14 protein-coding genes and 1 riboswitch are annotated in these 15,978 nt (G+C 54.8%); of the genes, 3 read left to right on the forward strand and 11 right to left on the reverse strand.

From position 1 onward, the window contains the following. Positions 1–172: 172 nt before the first annotated feature. From N0M98_RS33910 to N0M98_RS19095, 4 genes are read right to left on the reverse strand one after another with little or no spacing between them, the layout of a single operon-like run. Positions 173–454 carry a hypothetical protein gene (locus N0M98_RS33910; protein WP_375295503.1) on the reverse strand — a complete coding sequence of 94 codons (282 nt, stop codon included), beginning with the start codon at positions 452–454 and terminating at the stop codon, positions 173–175. A 50-nt stretch (positions 455–504) separates the two neighbouring features. Beyond that, positions 505–2,514: a carbohydrate-binding domain-containing protein gene (locus tag N0M98_RS19085; protein ID WP_259618855.1), complete on the reverse strand. Its 2,010-nt coding sequence runs from the start codon at positions 2,512–2,514 to the stop codon at positions 505–507. A 23-nt stretch (positions 2,515–2,537) separates the two neighbouring features. Beyond that, a complete protein-coding gene (locus tag N0M98_RS19090; RefSeq protein ID WP_249863199.1) occupies positions 2,538–3,215 on the reverse strand; it encodes a DUF4956 domain-containing protein in 678 nt (225 codons plus the stop codon). Beyond that, positions 3,212–3,952 carry a polyphosphate polymerase domain-containing protein gene (locus N0M98_RS19095; RefSeq protein ID WP_259618856.1) on the reverse strand — a complete coding sequence of 247 codons (741 nt, stop codon included), beginning with the start codon at positions 3,950–3,952 and terminating at the stop codon, positions 3,212–3,214. The genes N0M98_RS19090 and N0M98_RS19095 overlap by 4 nt, the downstream gene beginning before the upstream one ends. Before the next feature lie 232 nt (positions 3,953–4,184). Here N0M98_RS19095 and N0M98_RS19100 point away from each other — a divergent pair, with 232 nt between their 5' ends. Beyond that, complete coding sequence (locus tag N0M98_RS19100; RefSeq protein ID WP_249863197.1) at positions 4,185–4,862, forward strand: response regulator transcription factor; 678 nt, start codon at positions 4,185–4,187, stop codon at positions 4,860–4,862. After that, entirely contained in the window at positions 4,862–6,118 is a 1,257-nt protein-coding gene (locus N0M98_RS19105; protein WP_249863196.1) for a sensor histidine kinase, read from the forward strand. The genes N0M98_RS19100 and N0M98_RS19105 overlap by 1 nt, the downstream gene beginning before the upstream one ends. Before the next feature lie 106 nt (positions 6,119–6,224). Here the strand turns inward: N0M98_RS19105 and N0M98_RS19110 are convergent, their stop codons facing one another. From N0M98_RS19110 to N0M98_RS19130, 5 genes are all read right to left on the reverse strand, one after another. Further along, the gene (locus tag N0M98_RS19110) at positions 6,225–7,211 is read right to left on the reverse strand and encodes a cation diffusion facilitator family transporter (RefSeq protein WP_259618857.1); all 987 of its coding nucleotides are present in this window, start codon (positions 7,209–7,211) and stop codon (positions 6,225–6,227) included. A gap of 129 nt (positions 7,212–7,340) precedes the next feature. Then, on the reverse strand, positions 7,341–7,667 hold the full coding sequence (locus tag N0M98_RS19115) for a branched-chain amino acid transport AzlD family protein (protein WP_249863194.1): 327 nt from the start codon (positions 7,665–7,667) through the stop codon (positions 7,341–7,343). Continuing rightward, the gene (locus N0M98_RS19120; RefSeq protein WP_249866130.1) at positions 7,658–8,401 is read right to left on the reverse strand and encodes an AzlC family ABC transporter permease; all 744 of its coding nucleotides are present in this window, start codon (positions 8,399–8,401) and stop codon (positions 7,658–7,660) included. The genes N0M98_RS19115 and N0M98_RS19120 overlap by 10 nt, the downstream gene beginning before the upstream one ends. Positions 8,402–8,677: 276 nt before the next feature. Beyond that, positions 8,678–9,346: a thiaminase II gene (gene tenA / locus N0M98_RS19125; protein WP_249863193.1), complete on the reverse strand. Its 669-nt coding sequence runs from the start codon at positions 9,344–9,346 to the stop codon at positions 8,678–8,680. A gap of 13 nt (positions 9,347–9,359) precedes the next feature. Further along, complete coding sequence (locus tag N0M98_RS19130; RefSeq protein ID WP_259618858.1) at positions 9,360–10,634, reverse strand: acetylornithine deacetylase; 1,275 nt, start codon at positions 10,632–10,634, stop codon at positions 9,360–9,362. 137 nt (positions 10,635–10,771) lie between these two features. Then, a riboswitch (TPP riboswitch) is annotated at positions 10,772–10,870 on the reverse strand. 205 nt (positions 10,871–11,075) lie between these two features. Between N0M98_RS19130 and N0M98_RS19135 the strand changes: the two genes are divergently transcribed. Further along, entirely contained in the window at positions 11,076–13,178 is a 2,103-nt protein-coding gene (locus N0M98_RS19135) for an LTA synthase family protein (RefSeq protein WP_259618859.1), read from the forward strand. A 79-nt stretch (positions 13,179–13,257) separates the two neighbouring features. Here N0M98_RS19135 and N0M98_RS19140 read toward each other — a convergent pair whose 3' ends face one another. Beyond that, the gene (locus N0M98_RS19140) at positions 13,258–14,376 is read right to left on the reverse strand and encodes an N-acetylmuramoyl-L-alanine amidase family protein (protein WP_259618860.1); all 1,119 of its coding nucleotides are present in this window, start codon (positions 14,374–14,376) and stop codon (positions 13,258–13,260) included. Between the two features lie 540 nt (positions 14,377–14,916). Further along, entirely contained in the window at positions 14,917–15,870 is a 954-nt protein-coding gene (locus N0M98_RS19145) for a D-2-hydroxyacid dehydrogenase (RefSeq protein ID WP_259618861.1), read from the reverse strand. Positions 15,871–15,978 lie beyond the last annotated feature (108 nt).

Here is a 15,978-nt window from a genome sequence, read left to right on the forward strand (position 1 = left end):
GTGCTGCTACGCAACGGCCAACTCTATACGCCACGGAAGAAGGTGACGCCTGCGAAGGATTAACGCCTCCTTTGCTAAAGTCCCTGGCATAATTCCCAGTTAAAATCTGGATATTATCTCGATTTTTCGCTGGGTTCAGTTTGAGCTGTCCTTTTTTCGGCACTCCCAGCTGTTACAGCCAAGAAAATTTCCAATTCGACCGATTCGGGGACTTGACATCATACCGCTGGACTTGAACCTGAACCGCACCCGCAGCGTCGGTGGAGACGCCGCTTGGGAGGGATGCTGCCGCGGCGCCGGAGTTTTGCGCAGGCACTCTCATTTCCGTGCGGGACGATTGTCCCTGCCCCATAAGCGCCGGTTCCGACAGAAGCAAGCCGGTTACGGCTTCGATCAAAATAAGTACAGAGGTAAGCAATCCGATCCATAAATGAAGCTGGCGATATTTTCTCATAGCCCATTTCTCCTTGCGAGCGCAGGCGCTCTATATTTTAAGAATTCCAATCATTTGGCAGGCTGTCCAGCCTCTCTGCCGCCTCCCGCCGGGCGTCCTTGGCCGCCTGCGCCTCCCGGCCCTCGACCTCCGCCGGGACCCATGCCGGTATTCGCGGTAGTAACACCCGATTCGTTGACATAAGTAACTGTGTCGCCCAGCTTGAAGGTGACGACCTTGGCGCTTCCGCTAACCGTTCCTCCCTGGTACATGCCGTCTTGCACCGTGCCGGAGGACGCGCCGCCGGTGGAGATAGTATACTCTTCTCCGGCTTTCAAATTCGCCCCGGATACGACGATGCTGCTGAAAGCTTTCGCCGGCGCGAATGCTGCGACCTCCGCCCCCGATCCGTCCGTGATCGTCACCAGTGTGCCGCCTTCCAAAGTACTCGGGAAGGTCATCAGGAAGGAGCGCTGCGGCGAAGTCTCGGACGGCGCTTGGGCCATGCCCGAGCTTCCGGCGGCGATGAGTGTGCCGCCCGACAGATCGAAGGTGCCGTCGTAATCCAATGCTCCGTTGCCGTCGCGAGTCGGGCCGTTCACAATGACGGTTCCGCCGGTCATGGATACCGAGCCGTTGGAATCAAGCCCGTCGCCCTCCGCGTCGACATATACGTAGCCGCCGCTGATCGTCAGCATGCCGTTCGCAGAGCCGGACATTCCCTTGCCTCCCTCGGCCGAATCGCTGCCGCCGCCGCCGTTCAAGCCGTCGTCGCTCGCGACAAGATGAATCGTGCCGCCCGAAATCGCGATATCCATACTTTCAATGCCTTCATAGCTCTTGCTGATCTCGATCGTCCCGTCCGAAATGGAGATGGAGGTGTCGGCGTGGATTCCGTCATCCCCGGTTGCTAGGCTGTACTTCCCTCCCAGGATAGCGATATTGGCATTGCTATGAATGGCGTCGTCCGCCGCGTCAATCTCGAAATCTCCGCCCGAGATCGTCATATCGGCTGCTGCCTTTAGCGCTTTGGCGCTAGGAGATTCGCTATCGTCCTGCTGAGTCTGCTCCCCGGCCGTGTTCGGGTTCTGCCCCGCCGCCTGTCTGTTAAAGCCTCGCGGACCTTGATCTTGATCCTGATGTGTCTTGGTGGAGGCTGCGCTGCCGCCGCCTGTAACAATACGGAATGTCCCGCCCCCGATCAGTAAGGAAGCCGCCGACTGAATGCCGTCGTTCGCGGAAGTTATGTTCAGCGTCCCTCCCGCAATAACGACTTTCCCTTTGTTCTCGTCGGTATCGTTCGTCGTCTTCACGCCGTCGCCGCCCGCTTCAATCGTGATCGAGCCGTCTTGCACGGCGAACAGATCGCGGCCGATCAGGCCGTCGTCCGCGGCTTTCACGCTGATCGTTCCGCTCATGATCTTCAGATCGTCCTTGCTGGTAATGCCGTCGTTCGCATTGCCTTGAACGGACAGCTTGCCGGCGCCGTTGATCGTCAGATCGCCTTTGCTATACAGCGCCGCCGTCGGCGCATCGTCTGACGTATCCGCGTAAGTCGCACCGTCCGTTAATGCATTGTCCGTGCCTTCCGGCAGCGTGACGATCGTTTTATCCGCTTCTTTCACATGGATCGCCGGACCGTTATCGTTATGGATCTGGACGCCGTTCAGCACCAGATGCACGACCGCATCCTTCGGCGCATTAACGACAATCTGACCGTCGAACGTCCCCTTCGCTATATAAGTGCCGGCTTCGGAAATGGTTACGACATTTCCCTCGGCCTTGGCTCCCGATCCCTCTACAGCAGCACCGGAGCCGTTTAATGTAATCGCGGTCGAACCGTCCTCGCTCCAGCTTGTCAGCGCATCGTCTTCATTGAAGCCTGCCGTCTCCGATGCGTTCACGTTCGTCAGCTGTACGGCGGCTGCCGAAGCGGAGCCGCCGGATGGAAGCGCGGCGGAGGCGGAAGACGAAGCGGCGGTTGTGGCTGCCGTCTCGGAAGTATTCGCGCTGCATCCGGCGACAAGGATAAGGGCTAGAAGTGCGGCGGCGATCTTTTTGGATTTACTGTAACGTTTCATAAGCTATCAGCTCCTCATTGGTTTTATTCCTGCAAAGCAGGATTCATAGTCAGCGTAATATCGAGATTGCCGTTCCGCGTACGGACGGCGTCGAGCAGTTCCTTCTGATCCGTATTCGGGCCGAGCTTCACGGCATAAATGACTTCGTACAGGCTGCCGAGCTCGGTGGTCCGTACTTTTTTCAATTCGTAATCGATGTTAAACTTCCGGAAAATGTCGTCGAACGCTTCCTCGTAACCGAGACTCTCCGGGATAGTGACCTTCAGCGTCTTCATAGACTCCTTGCTGACGCCGAACTTGACGGCTCTTAGAATAAACATCAATGCGCACAAGAGCACGGTGAACAGCGCTGCGTAGCCGTAAGCCCCGACGCCGCAGGCAAGGCCCGACGCCATCGAGAACAGGACGTATGAGATATCTTTCGAATCGCCAGGGGCGCTGCGGAACCGGATGATCGAGAAGGCGCCGGCAAGACTGAAGGCGCGCGCAATATTGCTGCCGATCAGCAAAATAATAACGGCGACAATTACCGGTAAAATCGTCATCGTGAGCGTGAAGCTCGGCGAAGGCGAGGTTTGCGTCTTCATATAGGTCCAGCTGATCATACCGCCGAGAAGGATAGCGACCGCGAAGGTAAGCAACGCCTGGGACATCGTTAATTGCGAGACGGTTGCGCTTGAATTGAAGATAGACTCGATCATAGAAACACCTGCTCCTTTACTGGTTCCGCGTAACGGATCGATTTTTTATACTCGTTGCCATACTTGGAGAAGCTCGTTCGATACATCTGATGAGCCGACAGCAGCTTGGACAGCCAAACCGGAATCGTCTTCTCCGCCTTCACTTCCATCAGCCACTGGCCGCGCTCCAGCAACTGCTCGCCGTAATCGCCGCACTCCAGCGACAGATCGTAACGCCTCGTCCGGATATTCGTGTCGAACGTGATCCTCAAATCCCGGTTCCCCTTGCAAAACATCGCGATCCGGTCGTACGCCAAATACGTCATCGGCTGCAGCTCGTATCTTGACAGGAAGTATCCGATCTCCCGGATCACTTGCCGGTTCATTCCTTCCCGGTATGCCGGTGGCTGCCCGGTCCGGACAAATTCGTATGCTTCCTGAAGCCGGATCGCGGTGCGCCGCTTGTTGACAAGACCGAACACCTTTTTCTTCAGCTCCAGATAAACCTTGGCATCCGGAGCGGGGACGCCGTAAGCTCTGATCCGCAGTTTCTCTCTGTACTTCGGCTTCGAGAGACTGTTGCGCACCAAGCTGTGGTACTTGGTATCGTAGTACAGATTGCTGATGGAATAAAACTTGTCGTCCTTGTTGTACGCATCCGGCTCCATATATTCCATCAGGCTGCTGTAGAGCCGGTGAAACGCTTCGGTATCCATCAAGTATTTGTTCTCGTATCGGTTGAACACTTCGATCGCCATCGTTCAACGCTCCTTTCTCTGTTAGCGACTGTCTCGTATTTCGCATGTCTGTATCTTAGGAGGCGAACCTTTAACGAATCTTAAATTCCTTCACGAGCCGAAAAATTTTTGGAAACCGCATGGGGTTTTATGTTATAACCGAAGCAGACGAACCGAACCGGGAGCGGCTTAAGGTTGATTAAAGGTTCTCCTGCCATAATAGAAATATAAAGACGCGAAGGGAGTTGCAGCCATGAGAATATTAATTGTGGAGGACGAGATCAATTTGGCGGAGGCGCTCTCGCAAATTTTGAAGAAGCAGCACTATTCCGTCGACGCCGTTCATGACGGCCAGGAGGGATTGGATAACGCGCTGAGCGGCATCTATGACCTGCTTCTGCTGGATATCATGCTTCCCGGCATGGACGGAATGACGATCTTGAAGACGATTCGCGCGCAAGGCATCCACACGCCGGTCATTCTGCTTACGGCCAAAGGGGAGATTCCGGACCGAATCGCGGGGCTCGACTACGGCGCAGACGATTATGTAGCCAAGCCCTTCTCTACCGATGAGCTTCTGGCGCGCATTAGGGCGGCGCTCAGACGCAAGGGAGAGATCGTGCCCGAGGACGGGCTGCGATTCGAAGATCTTGAGCTGAATACCTCAACGCTGAAGCTTACGTGCAAAGGCAAGGAACTGAAGCTGATTCTGAAAGAAAGCGAATTGCTCGAGCTCTTGATGACGAGAAAGCAATCGGTAACTTCCAAGGAGCAAATGATCGAGAAGCTGTGGGGATTTGACTCGGACGCCGAGCACAATAACGTAGAAGTGTACATTTCGTTTCTAAGAAAGAAGCTGGCTTTCCTGCATTCCTCGGTCAAGATCAGCACGATTCGGGGCGTCGGCTACGTATTGGAGGTATCCTCCTGATGTTCGACAAACTGCGCAACCGGCTTCTTTTGATGAATATGGTCATCATTTCGATCATCATGCTCGGCGCTTTCACCATCATCTATACGATTACGTATCAAAACGTGCGCAAAGATATTATGATGGATCTTCAGCACACGGCGGATGCGTCGAATAAAAAGGACGGACCCATAGGCAAAAAAGGCGGACCCGCAGGACCGAGGGGCGGGGATATGCCGGGGGAGGATCATATGCGTTCCGTCTCCTTCTCGCTGCAAACCGACAAGCAATGGAGTATAACCGAAACGAACTCGCGGTTCGATATGAGCAGCGACTTTTATGCCGCCGCGGTGAAGAAGGCTGCCGAGCATCCCGAAAAAATCAGCCAGTTCACCCTCAACGGAACCCGCTGGGCCTACAGCGTCATCAATAATCAATCGGGGTATTTCATCGTATATATGGACGTCACCGACCGGCAAACGATTCTAACCAATCTCGTGTACACCTTCTCCGCCGTCGCCCTCTTCATGCTGGGGATTATTTATTTGACCAGCCGCTATTTCGCCGACCGGTCTATCGAGCCGGTCAAAGAAGCCTTTGAGAAGCAGAAGCGTTTTATCGCCGACGCTTCTCACGAGCTGAGGACGCCTCTGGCCGTCATTAATACCAATGCCGACGTTCTGCTGGCCAATGGCGAGGACACCGTCAACGGGCAGGCCAAATGGCTGCATCATATTAAGGCGGAGACGGAGCGCATGAAGACTTTGACGAGGGATTTGCTCTATCTCACCGAAATGGATGACGCCAAGCCGCGGATGCTTTACGTCCCCTTCGATCTGAGCGAAGCCGTAGAGAGTGTCATTCTGACCATGGAGGCCGTCATATTCGAGAAGGATCTTGCGCTGGATTACGACATTGAGCCTGAGCTAACCGTCACCGGCAGCAGCGAACAGATGAAACAAGTGGCGATGATCCTGCTGGACAACGCCATTAAATATTCCAATCCTAAGGGCTCTATCGTTCTTGCGTTGAAAAAGCATCAAAACCATGTGCGATTGACGGTAAGCAATACAGGACCGGGCATACCGGCGGAGCATCTGGATAAAATTTTCGACCGTTTCTACCGGGCCGATCCTTCGCGCTCGCGGCAAAACGGCGGCTATGGCTTAGGGCTTGCCATTGCGAAATCCATTGTCGTGCAGCATCAAGGCAAAATTTCCGCAAAAAGCGTTCCGAACGGGACGACGACGTTTGAAGTTCAGCTGAACGAGCGCTAGCTTCTTGCTTTTTCACACATCGGCGGCGGCAGCAAGCAGCGGCAACAACGAAAAACCGTTTCAAGCGATAAGCCTGAAACGGTTTTTTTGGCGATGCCTTATTATATTAGCTGCTTTCGGCCGGAACCCAGTTTCTTACCCCGTTGTCTTCCAGTATTCCCAAAGTGACATCGGTAATATCCGGGTCCTGAAGCAGTTGGTCTCTCACTTTAAATTTGATATCGTCCGCATCGGCCAGCGTTAAGCCGCGCTGCAGCTCGATCAAGCCTTCCACGTGATAATAGCGTCCTTCCTGAAGCACCCTCAGCTGGTAGATGTCGGTCACGAAGCTTTCGGCTAATATGATACCCGCGACCCTCTCCTCTACTTCGAGAGGAGCGGCTACGCCGATCAGACCCGCCATATTGTCATAGCCTACGCGAAAGGCGATTAGCACCATCAAGCAGCCGATCGCAACCGTGACGACGCCGTCCAAGACGGCAAAGCTGCTAAGCGAGGTGACGATAACGGCGAGAAGCGCAAGCAAACCGCCTATGGTTGCCACCAGATCTTCATAGAAGACAAGACGTGTCGGAGGCGCCGCCCGCTTCACATTGCGGAACGCGGCGGATACGACTGCCAACCCTTTCGCATCGCTGCGGGATTCGCGGACGACTTCTTTCATCGCTTTGACAAGCACGAAGCCGTCTATAAGAATAGAAACCGCCAATACGATTATATTGAGCCAGAAGCCGGATGAATGGATAGGATGCTGGATCAGATGAATTCCTTCCTTGATCGTCTCGTACGCCATAATCGTGACGACGATTACAGCGACCATACAGAACAAATTGATGACGCGGCCGAAACCGGCCGGGAATCGCTTCGTCGGCTTTTTCTCTGCAAGCACGCTTCCGGCGAAGACGAACATTTGATTGACGGCGTCCGCTACCGAATGCATCGTCGAAGCGAACATCGCGCCATTGCCTGTCATGACAGCCGCTGCCCATTTAATAAGGGCGATGAAGGTGTTGCCTGCCGCCGCGGTCGCGGACGACATATTTCCTTTTCGGATCAAACTTCTAAACGTATTTCGTTCGGGCTCGGGGTCCATGTAAGAAAAATCACTCCTATTATTGTATGGTTTTAAATAAAAAAAGGATTCTTCAAACTATACGGCCGCCCAAACGATCGGTTTCAAAAAATTCAGGCTAAAAACGGAGCCTGGCGACCGCCTAAACGGTCAGAACAGCCACCGCAAAACGAACATCGCCGCGATGCCCGTCACAACGGTCCCTAGCAAGCTGCGGGTGAACACGGCGACGAGGAAAGTCGGCAGCGCCGCCAGCAATTCGATATTGCGGGTCCATGGAATTAAATCCCCTTCCTTCATCAGCAATTCCTGGCCGACAAGCGCGGCCATAACGGAAATAGGAACGTATTTGAGCCAGCGCATCCCCCATTCGGGCAGCTGCAGACGGCTGAGCACCATCAGCGGGATGACCCGCGGGAGGAACGTCACAACGGCCGACCCTATAATAACGATCAAAATATACCATTTTATTTCCATTTATCCAACACCATACCTATCGTCGATGCAATCACGGCAGCAATAATAATGCCGAGACTGTCCGAAATATAGCAGCTCACGGCTATGGCGACGAGGACGGCCGCGGCCGCAACGAACGTATCGAGCGCGAACCGTTTGCGGGCGGCGACGGACAGCACCAGCAGTCCGATGAACATGGCCGGAAGAGCGAAGTCGAGCCCGAATTGCTCGGGGTTCGTGATCCACTGCCCGAAGAAGGCGCCGGCGATATTGGCGGCGATCCAGTTCAAGTACGCCGTCACGTTCAAGCCGTGCATCCATTTCTCGCTGAGCCGATGCTTGGCCGCCGCCCGGCTGATCGCCACGCCGAAGGTCTCGTCGGTCAAAAGAGTGCCCAGCAGCATGTTTTTCGCCGGGGACAGATGCCGGAAGTACGGCGATAAAGCCGCGCTGAGCAGCAGATGGCGAAGGTTCACCAGAAATATCGTAACGATGATAGCCGTGCTGGATGTGCCTGCGGCAATCATGCCGGATGCGATGAATTGGGCGGCCCCGGCATAGACCAATATGCTCATCAGCGCAATCTCGGCAATGCTGAGCCCGGCGGTCTTCTCCACCACTCCGGCGGCCAGCCCGATGCTCAAATAGCCGAGCAGCGTCGGAATGCAGTCCTTCACGCCCTGAAGGAAGCTTTCTTCTTCCGCCCGGCCCGAAGCCGCCAGTGGCTCTATTCTTAGATGTTCGGGCTTCGTCATTGGATTCATACCGATCTCTCCTATGCAAATCTTCTTCCTGTGACGACATGATACGAGTCCGGCCTGCTTCTCCACAGCGCCTCGACTTTATCCGGGCCCAGCTGCTTCGCGATCTCAGCGAACATCATGTCATGTCGAATTTCGACCGCTGCCCATACAAGGGCGGGGTCGCGCGTTTTCATCGCCATGCCGACGAAGGCGCGGACCTGCAGATGAAACGGTCATGCGTTGTCGTTCCGATTACTCGCTTCTCGCTTCCCTTGCCGGACAAGCGGCTTATTCGGGCCACAGCTCCTCGCGGTAAGCCATGTCCCAGAACAAATACTCGAATTGCGTCGTATGCAGGAAAATCTCTTCAAGCCGGTCGAGCTCCCGCTGCGGTTTCCCTTCGGCCAGCTGATCCAAGAGCCCGATGCACCACTTGGCGAGCGAACCGAACTCCTCCGAGCTGTACATCCGAATCCACTCTCCGTAATATTCATGATCCGCGGCCCCGGGAATCCGCGCTAATTCCTTGCCGATTTCCCAGTAGCTCCACATGCACGGCAGCAGAGCGGCAACCAGTTCGGCCAGCGAGCCGTTCTGGGCGGCATGCAGCATATAGTGCGTGTAAGCGAGCGTAACCGGCGACGGCTCGGCTTGCTCCAGCTCATTTTCGGATATGCCGAACCGGGCGGCATAGGCGCGATGCAGCGACATCTCTTCGTTCATCGTCGAGTGCAGCAGTCCCGCGAACTCGCCCATCGTTTTCAAATCCCCCGCCTTGACGGCGCCCAGAGCGAACAGCTTGGCATAATCGATCAAATACAAATAGTCCTGAATCATGTAAAACCGGAATTTCGCAAGCTCCAGCTCTCCGCTGCCCATCTCCCGGACAAACGGATGAGAGTGATTTTTGCGCCAGACAGGCTGCAGCTTCTCCATTAAATATTCGGAAAATGTCATCGTTCGTTCCTCCTTATTTGAGCGTATGGCTCCATTCGTATATAAACTTCAGCATCACCTGAGTAAACCGTACCAATTGCTCCACGGAAACCCGCTCATTGACGGAGTGGGCGTTGCGCAAATTGCCGGGACCGTAGATCGCGGCCGGAATGCCGGCGTCGGAGAACCAGCCGCCGTCGGTAACCGTCGGGGATACGTCCACGATAGCCGGTTCCAGAAGTACGCTCTCATGGGCGCCGCCGAGCAGGCGGACGGCCTCATGCTGCGGGTCGACCTGCAGCGAAGGGAATATCTCGCCGCGGTCCTCGATCATGGAAGCGCCGCCCCAGCGAAATTGCGGAGGGTTGTCCTTAAGCCACGGATCGGCCTGGGAAACCCGGCCCAGCCAGTCCTCAATCTCGCGCGCCACCCCTTCGTATGTTTCATTGGGGTAAAAATGCACCGTAATCCAAAGCCGGCATTCGTCGGCGATGAACGCGGCGTGTCTGCCTCCCTCGATCACCGCCGGATTGATCGTATTCGTCCCCGGCGCAAATCCGGGATAGCTTTTGGTCACCGCCCAATGCCGCTCCAGCTCCTGCAAGCCCTGAATAATCTTCATCATCTTCTCAATGGCGCTCGCCCCGTGAAGGCCGCCTCCGGCATGGATCATATTTCTGCGGGTCGCATCGTGATAGGTTTCCTTGCTTTTCACCGTTACCCAGCCCGTGATGACGCCGCCCTGACCTTGAATATGCAGGTCGCTCGTATCGACCACAACGGCGAAATCCGCGCTGTACCCGCGCTTGCAGCACTGGAGCGTTCCCGCCTCCCCTACTTCCTCCCCGATGACGGATTGGAACAGCACGTCTCCCGGGAGCCGGATTCCTGCCTCGTGCAGCAGTTGGACGGCGAACAGCGCGCCGGCCAAACCGCCCTTCATATCCGCCGCACCGCGCCCGACCAGCGATCCGTCCTTCACGAACGGATCGAACGGATCGGTATCCCAAGCCTCGCCTTGGCTAACCTCCGCAACGTCGACATGACCGTTAATAATCAAGCTTTTGTACCGTGCCGGATCTTGCCCCCGCAGAACGCCTACCACATTGGGATCGCCCGGATAGACGTCCCAGCGGTCAATGGCGAAGCCCTTTTCTTCGAGAAACGATGCGATAAAGCTCTGAGCCTCCGCCGTATTTCTTGCCGGCGGCGCCGGGGTTTGGAAGCGGATCAATCGCGAAGCCAGCCCGACCAGCTCCTCCGCCCTTGCTTCCACCTGCTTTAATAACGATTCCAACGGTTCGTTCATCCGTTTTTGTCTCCTTTCGTTTTTGAACACCAGAGCAACGTCCCCCCGCCGCTCTCGGGAAGGAAGCCGCGAACCCTATCCGGATAAAACAAAAAACCGCTTCCTGTCGAAGCGGTCTGCCTGCGCATGTATGAAGTCCCGGGCATTGTCCACTTCCCTTCGCTAGCATTACCTAGATCAGGTGTAAGGGTTGAGGCTCCCGCCTCTCTCAGCTTAACGCACCCCTAGTGTTTAAGTTTGCTATATTTCTTTCCACTAAATAGTACCACACCTGTCCTGCGGACTCAACCGATAACGCGGCCCGGCCCTTCTCTACCGGCTTCCGCATACGACCAGCGTTTGCCTAATTCGCTGCTTATTCACCGGGCTTCATAGGTATGCTATACTATGATAGGCGTTTGACAGCTTTACACTAAATTCATATTAAGATGTGGTGATCTCATGGGGGAATTGCAGCTGGCAATTCAAAATCACGGATGGAGAGCGCTGCGGCGGCTGCCGCTGCTCTTGTGGTCCATCTGGATTGTATTTTTGGTAGAGCTGCTGAGCCGGGGGCAATGGGGAGATACGTTCAAATGGACGTTTCATGCGATGCCCGAGCTCTTATTGAACACATTGCTTGTTCTCGGCTTTATGTTTCTGCTTGCGGCCGTGACCGGACGGATACGGCTATCGTTCTGGCTCGTCTCGGCGGTCTGTCTGATCTTCGGTCTCATTAGCGGGGTCAAACTGGATATTCTGGGCGTTCCGTTCCTGCCTTGGGACCTGCTGCTCACCAGCGAAACGAAGGATATGGCGCAATATGTGACGGGTCTGCTGAACTTCACCGTCATTTCCGGAATTATCGCTTTCATTGTCATCAGCCTGCTGCTTCTCTACAAGCTGCCGCGCATCGCGGTCCGGCTGAATTGGAAGCACCGGCTCGGCGTCGGAATCATCGCGCTGTTTCTGCTTTCCAACATTTATTCCGACAGCACGGCATCGATGAAAAACTGGGTTCATATCCAAAACATCGCTTGGGACCAGACCGAAAACGTCAAGACGAACGGCTTTCTGCTGACGACGATGATGAATTTGAAGTTTTTATTCATGAGTCAGCCTGACGGGTATAATAAGGAGGCGATCCGCTCCGCCGCCGCTTCTACGGTACCCGAGGTGCCGGCGCCTGGCGCCGTCAAGCCGAACGTCATCATCGTGCTGAGCGAATCGTTCTGGGACGCAACGCAAATTAAGGGCATTACGTTTAGCCGCGACCCGCTCCCGTTCTATCACGAGCTGGTAAAGAAATATACGAGCGGCACCTTCCTGTCTCCGCAATTCGGAGGCGGAACCGCCAATGTCGAGTTCGAAGTGCTGACGGGCAATTCCATGCGCTTTCTGCCGCAGGGCTCCATCCCGTACAATCAATACGTCAATAAGCCGATCGATTCGATAGCCAGCATTTTAACAAGGCAGGGGTATCATTCGACGGCGATCAACCCGTTTCACAGCTGGTTTTATAATAGTAAGAAAGTTTACGAGAACTTCGGTTTCTCGAAATTCATCTCCCAGGAATTTTTCAAGCCTGAATACGACGGACCGTACTTGGCCGACCGGGAGGTCGCGAAGCAAATTATCGACGCCAGCGAATCGACGAACGGCCCCGATTTTGTTTTTGCCAATACGATGCAAAATCATTATCACTACTATCCGGGCAAGTTCAAAGAGAATACGATCCAGGTATCCGGCGTCAGCGGCGAATCGCAAGGGCTGCTCGAAACGTACGCTCAAGGCTTGGTCGGGGCCGACGATATGCTGAAGCGTCTGGTGACGCACTACGAAACGACTAAAGAGCCGACGATTTTGCTGTTTTTCGGCGATCATCTGCCGAGTCTCGGCGACAACTACAAGGCTTATAAGGACAGCGGTTATTTACAGGAAAACGATCCGCAATTTTTGGACAAAATGTATCGCGTGCCCGTCCTGATTTGGAATAATTACTTGCCCGAGCATAAGGACAATATTCATATGAGCCCTTCGTTCATGACTCCTTATTTGCTTCAATTGGCGCAAAGACCCGGCACTTATTATACGGATTATTTGGCTCAGCTTTATAAAAGTATGCCCGTGCTGCCGCCGGAAAATTTATACGATCAGATGCATATCGACAAGGAAGCGCTGAAAACATACGAGAAACTGCAGTATGACATTATTTTCGGGGAACAATACGGCTACGGGGAAATGAAGAACGAGATCAAAGACGAGCATTATGTGCTCGGCCTGGGCCCGATGTCCATTGACGGAGTTCAGAAGGAGTCGGCGGAGGAAGGAACGGCGCTCAAAATTTCGGGCCATTATCTCCCTTACAACAGCATCGTGCAAATTAACGGGCAGCCTGCGGAAACGGAGTGGGTGAACCCCGGAGAGGTTATCGCCCTGCTGAAGCCCGATAAGCAGAAGCAGCTTCCCGCCAAAGTCCAAGTGATCGTGAAGGACTCCAGAGATAAAATCATTGCCAAGTCCAACGAATTTCAATTCTCGCAGTCGGCTGCATTGAACAAGTAACGGCGGCCGCGCCAGTATAACGCAATAAGCCGCAGTCTTAGGGAATCCCCAAGGCGCGGCTTATTTGTTTGCTTCTATTTTACATGCTGTTAAAATAATCCTTCAGCCCGCTCACGATGGCCTCCGCGGCTTTTTGCTGATAAGCCGAGGTGCGGACGACGCCCTCATCCTTGGCGTTCGATAGAAACCCGAGCTCGACGAGCGCCGACGGCCGGGCGTTTTCCCTAAGCACATGATAATCGCCGAAGGAGATGCCGTTGCTTTTTAATTCCAGCGACTGATCCAGCCGAGACTCGATCTTTCTCGCCAGCGGCATATCCTTTGTTTTCGAGTAGTAGAAGGTTAACGTTCCGCTGACCGGTTTCGGAGAAGAATTATAATGAATGCTTATAAAAGCGTCGGCATGCTTGGATTCGCTAATGACGACCCGTTTGCTTAGTTCAGGCTTCTCCTTGTCGCTCGTGCGCGTTAAAATCGCTTGCGCCCCCGCCGACCTCAGCTTGTCCGCCAAGTAAAGCGACGTCTTGAGGTTCAGCGTTTTTTCGCTGGATGCATATTTCTTGCCGATCACGCCGTTATCGTTGCCCCCGTGTCCGGGGTCGATAACGATGACTTTGCCCTGCAGCCCTTTCGAAGAAGATCCCAGCTGCTGCGCCGCCGTTTTGGCGGGCTGGCTTCCTATGTATTTGCCGAACACCCAGCCGTTCAGGCCGTTCGCGGCCTTCACCTTAACCCAATCCTGATTGCGTTCCATCACCTGCAGCTTGTCGCCCTGAGACAAGACGCCCAGCGCCGTATGCTCCGTACCCGGACCTTTGCGCATATACAGGGAGTCGACAAGGACATTGGCGTTGCCGGAGCTGCCCGAGGCCGTTGTGACGGAGCCGGATTTACCGCTTGGATTGGCCGCCGTGCTTCCCGTCTGCTTAATTAAATATTGACCTGCTACCCATCCGCTCATATTGCCGGATTTCACTTTGATCCAGCCGTAGGCTTCATCGGATATGGCGACGACCGTATTGTTCGATAAGGTTCCGACGACCTTGGAGCCGGCATCGGGCTGACTGCGGACATTTAGCGTAGTTGCAGCCACTTTTGCGCTGCCGGCAAGATTCGGCTGGGCTTGCGCCGGAACCGTACCGATCCAATTCATCGCCAAAATGGTTATTATGGCTGCCTTGAGAAATGTTCGTTTCATCCATGTACCTCATTCATTGGATTCGATGTCGCATTATGTATACTATAGCAGGAACAACCTTCCATCTAAAGTGTATATTTTCTCATTTTCGCATCGTTTTGATCTTATTTGACAGCATAGGACCTCCAGCGTTCTACTAGGGCTAATTAACTAGAGGCGGAGGCTGCCCCAAGCTCACTGAGGATATTCCGGCCGCTGTCCTCCCCGGTTACCTAGAAACGTGATGGAAAAAAAGTCTGCGGCGGCGCCCATTTGATCCTCCAATCCGTTTTTCTTAGGCGACCGCTGACGCTTTTCCGGATTCAAATGGCCCCTTCGCTCGTTTTTCACCATACTTCCAGGGGAGATTCAAGTTTACATAATTATAATTATGTAAACTTGAGCTGGCATTGCCCGGAAATCGATAAACAAACCCGTCGGCAAACTTTGGCACGAAGGCGAAGCCTCCGCCCGTTCCCTGCGCTGCCAGCGGCGGACAAGCCGCGGCCGGATCACCCGATCATCGGCCTGTCGGCGCTTCTGTCTCCCTCAGACTCTAGCTCAATAGCCCCGCTCCCGGTTTACGATTCCCCGAAGCGGCTCGCCGGCCGCAAATAGCCGCAAGTTGTCCATAAAAAATTGCCCGACTGCGTCAAACTTGCTTTGGCCCGACAAATGCGGAGTGACATAGACGTTAGGCAATCCCCAGAACGGATGGTCCGGGGCGAGCGGTTCCCGGTCAAACACATCCAGCACGGCGGCGCGAAGCCGTCCTTCCGTCATCGCTTCTATAAGATCCGGCTCGGAGACGAGCGGCCCGCGACCGACGTTGACCAGACTTGCCTCCGGCTTCATGGCGTGCAAAATGCGGCGATCGACCGCCTGTCTCGTCTGCTCCGTCAACGGCAGCGTAAGCACCAAATAATCGAGCTCCTTAACGAAAGACAACCACTGCGCTCCGTCAAAATGCCGATCCACGAGGGATGCCCGCGCGCCGCTAAAGCTCAGACCGTAGACGGTCATGTCGAAGGCGCGTGCTTTGCGCACGATTTCCGAGCCGATGGACCCGAGCCCGGCGACGCCGATCACTTTGCCCTGCAGAGCATCGACGCGAAAAGGCGACCACCGGCGCTCGGACTGCGCCTTCATCATGCGCGGCAGCTCTTTGCCGATCAGAAGCAAATAGGCGAATACATATTCCGCGATCAAGCCGCCGAATTGATCGACGATTCTTGTGATCGCGATATGGCGCGGTATCGCGGGATCGGATACGAGATCCTCGATGCCTGCTCCTATCGACTGTATCCAGCGGACGGAAGCCGCCTCCGGTCTCGACAGCAGCTCCGTCGGAAAGCGCCATGCCATGATGCAGTCGGTGCCAGGCAGCAGCTCCAGCGCCGCCTCCGGCGTCGATGCCGTTTGCACGGAAGCGACGCCGCGTTCTCTAAGAAAATCGGCATATTTGTCCGCTTCGCTCGTATGGTAGACCAAAATATTCGGAATGTTCCCGTTCACAATTTGCGATGCCTCCCGGTATTATGCAGATGACTGCAAAGCTTTTGTGCAAGTACGAAGCCCATTGTACCTTATTTCCGCCCGAAGTGTAAAACGCCCCCCACAAAG

It is taken from the genome of Paenibacillus doosanensis, from assembly GCF_025060755.1.
In the GTDB taxonomy this organism is placed as follows: Bacteria; Bacillota; Bacilli; order Paenibacillales; family NBRC-103111; genus Paenibacillus_S; species Paenibacillus_S doosanensis.